This window comes from Thiocapsa imhoffii (genome assembly GCF_016583985.1).
Lineage (GTDB): Bacteria > Pseudomonadota > Gammaproteobacteria > Chromatiales > Chromatiaceae > Thiocapsa > Thiocapsa imhoffii.
Genome location: NZ_NRSD01000047.1, coordinates 1 through 6777, shown reverse-complemented (window position 1 = coordinate 6777; position 6777 = coordinate 1). Strand labels below are relative to the sequence as shown.

Here is a 6777-nt window from a genome sequence, read left to right as displayed (position 1 = left end):
TCAAGGTCATCTGCACGGATCTGTATGCCGGTTTCATTGGGGCTGCGAAAGGCGTTTTCGGCAAACGTGTGCTCATTTGCGCAGATCGTTTCCATATTGCTCGCCTGTATCGGGACAGTTTTGAGACCTGACGAAAGCGGGAATGGAAGCGGTGACGGCGGACGCTCACGAAATCGACATTGGATCAGTTCAAAAACGTGCATGGGCTCTTGCGCCATCCCCGCGCGGATCTCACCGACGATGAGCGTCGTATCCTCAATCGTTTGTTTGTTCACTCGCCCCAAATCAAAGACGCTCACGATGCGTGCGAAGCGCTCACAGTGATTGATGAAAGCCCTCTGTCAACAGGACAAGGAAAACGTCAAATCTGTCGCTGGATGCGACAGGTCTCGAATCGCGGAATCAGGTGTTTCGATCGCTTTCTTGGGACGCTTAGAACTCATTTCACTGAGATCACTTATTATTTTGTCAACCGTCAGACGAGCGGGTTTGTAGAAGGTCTCAACAGTAAATTGAAAGTCCTCAAACGACGCTGTTACGGCATCACCAACCTCGCCCATCTGTATCAAAGAGTGTACTCAGATCTCAACGGATACGCTCGCTTCGGCGCGGAGCCAATATGAATCAATGCGTTAGAGTTTTCGTGTTCAGCGACTTTTCGTAGTTGATGTGTACTTCAAATCTAGGTGTAAATAATTGTTTTTAAATCGTTTTTACATTCTCCTGAAATCCGGGAGAGCCCCATCAACGATCATTTTGCTATGTTTTTCAAGAACATCTTAGAACTCGTCGCGTGACCGCACCATTCGCTTCGGTGCGACGTTCAAGGACTCAAGAGCACGGTTGAGCACTTCGGAGTACAACACAACGAAATCGTGTGCATGGCCTGCGCTGAGTTTAAAATGAAATCTAACAATATCGAACGTGGGATAGGTTTTAAGGTAGTCAAGGACGAAAGAGAGGCGTTTTTCGTGGGTATCGAGAACACCCGAGGGACCTCCTTTCGGTATGCATATGATTTTCTTGTTACGGAGTTTTTCCTGCAACATTTGATCGTAAGCATCAGCGAAGGTCGGAACAGGGGCGTCAAATTTCTTTCGTCTCATGCCGATCGTTGCTTTGTTGCTTCGATTACGTTTGAGTTCGGTGAATTGATCAAAGAGCGTCATTGCTTAAGCATTTAATAACATATCCTGCCAAACTCAATGATAAACGCGATAGGGGCTAAAGCATAAGGTACAACTTATATCGATATATGTTCATTAATATGGGTTCCACTTCCCCTCAACTAAAAATTCATCAAATACCTAGCATTCTATTTTATTTTGGCGGTTGACAATTACAATGATTGATGACAAAAATATTTCTCTCACACCTTATCAATATAATACCCTTAAGCAAAAAAAAATTATATACATAATGGGCTGTGGGCGTAGCGGATCCACTATACTCGGTTACTGTTTAGGTAATGCAGAGAAAGCGGTTGACTTAGGTGAAGTTTTGGATTATGGACCACGCAAGGGGCTTCCAAGTGATTTTCGTATGCGTCAAGAGAGCCTTAACTACTGGAATAGCGTGACTACACGGCTTGCTAAGCAGTCGGATTGGATTGGTATTGATGAATTTACTAAATTACAGAAGAGGCTTGATAATCATTATATGATTATACCACTGCTTTATTTTCCATTTCTGTTAATTCCATTTGGGCTAAAAAAATATCGAAAGGCACTTGAATTGTTATATCAATCAATTACTTTATCATCTCCAGATCAATTCTATATTGATAGCTCTAAATATCCATCTCGCTTAGTACACTTGAGTTCGATATCAACAAGACTAAGAATTTTCACAATTTATTTAGTACGCGATCCTAGCGCAGTAATCGATTCGTTTGCCGCACCAAAACAGGGGCCAAAAAACTTTGTTCCGGCTATCATCTACTATAGTGTAGTCAATTTCCTTAGCACTCTTGTACTTAGGCGCATAGATCAAAAATCAAATACTCGAGTTTTTTACGAAATGTTTCTGGAAAACCCTGGTTCATATCTTAAAGAAATTTCTACTCTCAGCGGACTTGATGTGCGACCAGTGTTAACTAAAATCATAAATTCCGAACCTTTATCAAGAGGATTTTTGATGAACGGCAATCGAATGAGTAGAAAACAAGAAGTATTTCTAACCAAATCTACTGCTAAATTATCTAATAAATCACGCTTAGAATCCTTGATATTCGTGGCATTACGCTATTTATTCTATAAATAATAGGATTGTAACTTGTGTCTAAAGACCTATCTCATATATCATAGAGTGTAGTGAGATCTGCTATTAAAGGCCCTAAAACGATGACAGTCTTCGATTAATTTACCGAACTCAAACGCGATTGAACCATCAAACAACGATTTGCATGAGCCGAGAGAAATTTGACGCCCTCGTTCCGGCCATACCTGATGCCTATGAAAAAGGCTCTTTATGTGTTTCGGACAGGTCCCAGCAGAGGGTTAAGCAATAACCGGTACGTGCCCGCGATGAGAGGGAAAAGGACAGTTACCGCATGCGGGGTTGGCCGCTACGAGGCCTGTTCGTGTAGGATCTGCAGCGTTTCGAGGCCCCGACCGAGCGGATGCTTGCATGATGATGTTCCCCCTCTGCTAGCATAGAAGTTCCCTGGATTTGACGCAGTCAACTGAACCCTTGAGGGGGCGGAGAGAGCGGATGACATGCCACGGTACAGCGAAGCGTTCTAAGCCAAGGTCGTCGATAACATGATGCCGCAAAATGCCCGCACGGTGGCCGATGCGCATCGGGAAACCGGGATTTCGGAGCCCAGCCTGTCTGCCTGGCGGCGGCAGTTCCAAAACCGCTGTGAGCCCGTGCCGCCTGATCCGGCGAACCCGGAATCCTGGAGTGGCCGGGACAAGCTCGCGGTGGTGATCGAGACGGCCGCGCTGAACGAGCAGGCGTTATCGGAGTACTGCCGGCGCAAGGGCCTTTATCCGGAGCAGATCGAGCGCTGGAAGGAGGCCGCCATGGCCGGCAGTGCCGATCCCCAGCGGCTGACCCGGGACGAGTGCGCCGCTTGCTTGGCAGCAGGAGAAGAAGAAGCGCGCGCGCGATTTGGAACGCGAGCTACGCCGGAAGGAGAAAGCCCTTGCCGAGGCGGCGGCCTTGCTGGTGTTGAAAAAATAGCCCAGGCGATCTGGGGGGACGACGAGGACGCATGAGGACGCATGAGGACGCCCGAGACTCGTGCCTTGGTGCTGGACCTGATCAGCGAGGCGGTGACGGGCGGTGCCCGGCTTGCGCCGGCCTGCGCGGTCCTCGGCCTGACGCTGCGCACGCTGCGCCGCTGGCGAGCCCTCGCCGGCAGCAACAGCGGGCTGGTGGACCGGCGTACTTGCACGCCGCGGGTGCCGGCCAACCGCTTGAGTCCCGAAGAGCAGGAGGCGATTCTCGCCGTGTGTAACGAGCCGGAGCACCGCAGCCTGCCGCCAACCCAGATCGTGCCACGACTGGCGGACCAGGGCGTGTACATCGCCTCGGAGTCGAGCTTCTATCGCGTCCTGCGGGCGCATGACCAGGTGCATCGCCGCGCTCGGGCGGCAGCTCCACGGCAGGTCCCTAAACCGGAGGGCGTCTGCGCGACCGTACCCCATGCCGCGTGGTGCTGGGACATCACCTTCCTCGCCTCCAGCATCCGGGGACAGTTCGACCGCCTGGACCTGATCGAGGACCTCTTCAGCCGCACGATCGTCGGCTGGGAGGTACCTGCCGAGGTGAACGCCGAACAGGCCAGCCGCTTGATCGAGCGCGCCGGTCTCGCCGAGGGCGTCCATCGCCCGGGCTTGGTGCTGCACTCGGATAACGGCAGCCCCATGACAGGCGCCACCATGCTCAGCACCCTCCAGCGCCTGGGCGTCGTCCCGTCCTTCAGTCGCCCTTCGGTGAGCGACGACAACCCCCTATGCGGAAAGCCTGTTCCGGACCCTGAAGGACACGCCGGCCTACCCGAATCAGCCGTTTGCCAGCCTCGCCGCCGCCCGCGCCTGGGTCGCGCGCTTCGTCCACTGGTACAACGAGGAACATCGCAACATCAAGATCCGCTTCGTCACCCCGGTCAACGTCACCGCGGGGAGGACATCGCGATCCTGGCCCATCGGCACCAGATTGACCAAGACGCCCAGCGCGCCCACCCGACACGCTGGTCGCGCCATACCCGGAACTGGACGCCGATTGATCACGTCTGGCTCAACCCGCCGAAGGAGCATGCTCAAACCCAAGCTCCGGTGGTCGCTCAGGCCGCATGAAAAAGCGGACAACCATGTTGACAAACACCGACCGCCTGGACCTGATCGAAGACCTCTTCAGCCGCACGACCGTCGGCTGGGAGGTCCCTGCCGAGGAGAGCGCCGAACACGCCAGCCGCCTGATCGAACGCGCCTGTCTTGCCGAGGGCGTCCATCGCCCGGGCCTGGTGCTGCACTCGGACTACGCCAGCCCCATGACAGGCGCCACCATGCTCAGCACCCTTCAGCGCCGCCTGGGCGTCGTCCCGTCCTTCAGTCGCCCCTCGGTGAGCGACGACAACCCCGACGCGGAAAGCCTGTTCCGGACCCTGAAGGACACGCCGGCCTTTCCACCTCAACCGTTTGCCAGCCTCGCCGATGCCCGTGCCTGGGTCGCACGCTTCGTCCACTGGTACAACGAGGAACATCGCCACAGCAAGATCCGTTTCGTCACCCACGGCCAACGCCATCGCGGGAAGGACATCGCGAACCTGGCGCATCGACACCAGGTCGACCAAGACGCTCACCGCGCCAACCCGACACGCTGGTCGCGCCAGACCCGGAACTGGACCCCAATCGATCACGTCTGGCTCACTCAACCCGCCGAAGGAGCATGCGCACACTCCAGATCCGCTGGTCGCCCGGGCCGCATGAAAAAGCGGACAACTATGTTGACAAACACCGTCACGCAAGTATCTGCGTCCTTGTCGAGAATGCGATCGCTGAAATCAAATCGTTCCCTTGCCTTATGCACCGGATTCAGATCCAATCATCCGTACGAATAGATGAATCATTCGGCCTTGCAGGTAGTCATTGGAAAAAAATCATGGATCTCGATATCTGGATCAATGATTGAATAGATACCGATATCTTCCAAGCATCCATATTAATTCATGACAATACAGATTCAATAAGGCCCTCCCCAATGCATTCCCGACATACGCCTAATGATTCCAGCTATGAAGTCAAAGTAGAAACGTTGCATTAGCTTTTGCTGAAAGGCTTTTGCTGAGAATCCCACATCTCTAGATTGATTACTGATTTTGAACTGAGACACATCATCCTGAAGATTTTTGCCATATTCCGCACGCTGCCGAGGTATTATCGTGTTCAAAACGTAATTGTAAAGCTCTATGTCTAGACTATTGTTTTGATATATTTTGTCTTCATATTTAGACCAGTGATCCATTATCTGGGTATGCCTATTGTTAACTGAGCTATAAAAAATACTGAAGTTAGGGATAGCTAGCCGTCTTTTTAAAACACAAAGAAATTCATCGAAATGCTCCATGACTCCAACTACCATAAATTGGTTGCTCAAGATTAATTTCGCTTTTTCAATATCGCTTCCACAAGCTATTTTTTTGGTTTGAAAATTATGAAAGTTAGGCTTTTCTAAATACTCGTCGAAAGAAAATTTCCATAATTTCCTTGGTTTTCCAGAACCATAGGTATAATATGATATATAGCGACTTATGGGCTCTCTAAGTATTGTTACAAACTGTATTTCAGACTCTACTATCTCTAACCCTAAGCATGGACGAAGCGAATGACCACCTATACATTTCAGCCATGGCGCAATTTGCTTGTATGTTTTTAAATCACGTGCGAGGAATTGGTTAGGATTTCCGCCATCAAGAACGATGTTATTGTAGGCATTCTGCACATAAAGATTTATTTCTTTGTTAGCATTGCCAAACAATGGCCTTACATCGCAGAAGCCTCCCGCATAGTTATGCTGCAGAATTTTTTTAAAAGTCGTTCCCGCACATTTCTCGATATGAATAAATACAAGCATCACGCTACTCCAGAATCCAATAAGAGGGATTAACTATCTAAATATACTAGATTAATAAAAATTTTGCGAATTAATTATTTTTATAATAACTTAGAGATTCAAAATCGATCTCTGCCCATTTTATAGATTGGCCATATGTGATTTTATGCTACATTGCCAGTTTTCAGTTAAAGATCAACTCCGCATTCAACTTCGGCGTTACCACCATCTTGATCCAATCATGCGGAAACTGCTCTCCCGGATCTCAAAGGGCTCTCCCGGATCTCAGGGGGTCATGTTATCATATAAATCAGTCACTTGATGGCGGTGCTCCGCTAAAATGTCATTCGAGCGCTTTTGATGATGACTTTCGATAAGGATACGATTCAGGCCCTTTTAAATCTTCCTGACCTCGCAATTGAACGGGTGGTTTTAGGTGAACGTAAAACGTTGAGAATTGACGTTCATAGTACCCTAGAAGGAACGCAGTGTCACCGTTGTGGCAAGCCGATTCATCATGCTTATGGTTTGGGTAATGAGATCGAACTTCGACATTTGCCGCTACTCGAATACCGAGTGCTGTTGATCTGACGTCCTAAGCGCGATCAATGTCGCTCCTGCGAAGGGCATCCAACGACAAGTCAAACCCTGTCATGGTATACGCCACGTGCCTCAGTCACAAAAGCTTTCGAGCAACAGATGCTTTTGGAATTGATC

General features: G+C 50.0%; 7 protein-coding genes and 1 pseudogene. 5 read left to right on the top strand and 3 right to left on the bottom strand.

Annotation, left to right across the window (positions count from 1 at the left end; genetic code table 11):
* On the bottom strand, positions 1–275 hold a 275-nt coding region (locus tag CKO25_RS22185), incomplete at its 3' end, for a hypothetical protein (protein WP_242467779.1).
* On the opposite strand from CKO25_RS22185, the gene CKO25_RS22060 reads away from it, so the two are divergent.
* Entirely contained in the window at positions 198–623 is a 426-nt protein-coding gene (locus CKO25_RS22060) for a transposase (protein ID WP_443080766.1), read from the top strand. The two genes, CKO25_RS22185 and CKO25_RS22060, sit on opposite strands and share 78 nt — an antisense overlap.
* A 156-nt stretch (positions 624–779) precedes the next feature.
* On the opposite strand, the gene CKO25_RS20110 is transcribed toward CKO25_RS22060, so the two are convergent.
* On the bottom strand, positions 780–1169 hold the full coding sequence (locus tag CKO25_RS20110) for a hypothetical protein (RefSeq protein WP_200389738.1): 390 nt from the start codon (positions 1167–1169) through the stop codon (positions 780–782).
* A gap of 175 nt (positions 1170–1344) precedes the next feature.
* Between CKO25_RS20110 and CKO25_RS20105 the strand changes: the two genes are divergently transcribed.
* From CKO25_RS20105 to CKO25_RS22055, 3 genes and pseudogenes are all read left to right on the top strand, one after another.
* Entirely contained in the window at positions 1345–2262 is a 918-nt protein-coding gene (locus CKO25_RS20105) for a hypothetical protein (protein WP_200389737.1), read from the top strand.
* Positions 2263–2762: 500 nt separating this feature from the next.
* Positions 2763–4304: pseudogene (locus CKO25_RS20100) on the top strand (IS3 family transposase).
* Positions 4305–4318: 14 nt separating this feature from the next.
* The gene (locus CKO25_RS22055) at positions 4319–5068 is read left to right on the top strand and encodes an integrase core domain-containing protein (protein ID WP_200389736.1); all 750 of its coding nucleotides are present in this window, start codon (positions 4319–4321) and stop codon (positions 5066–5068) included.
* 122 nt (positions 5069–5190) lie between these two features.
* On the opposite strand, the gene CKO25_RS20090 is transcribed toward CKO25_RS22055, so the two are convergent.
* Positions 5191–6081, bottom strand: a complete 891-nt coding sequence (locus CKO25_RS20090; RefSeq protein ID WP_200389735.1) for a sulfotransferase family 2 domain-containing protein — start codon at positions 6079–6081, stop codon at positions 5191–5193.
* A gap of 339 nt (positions 6082–6420) precedes the next feature.
* Between CKO25_RS20090 and CKO25_RS20085 the strand changes: the two genes are divergently transcribed.
* Entirely contained in the window at positions 6421–6651 is a 231-nt protein-coding gene (locus tag CKO25_RS20085; protein ID WP_200389734.1) for a hypothetical protein, read from the top strand.
* The last annotated feature ends 126 nt before the right edge of the window (positions 6652–6777 follow it).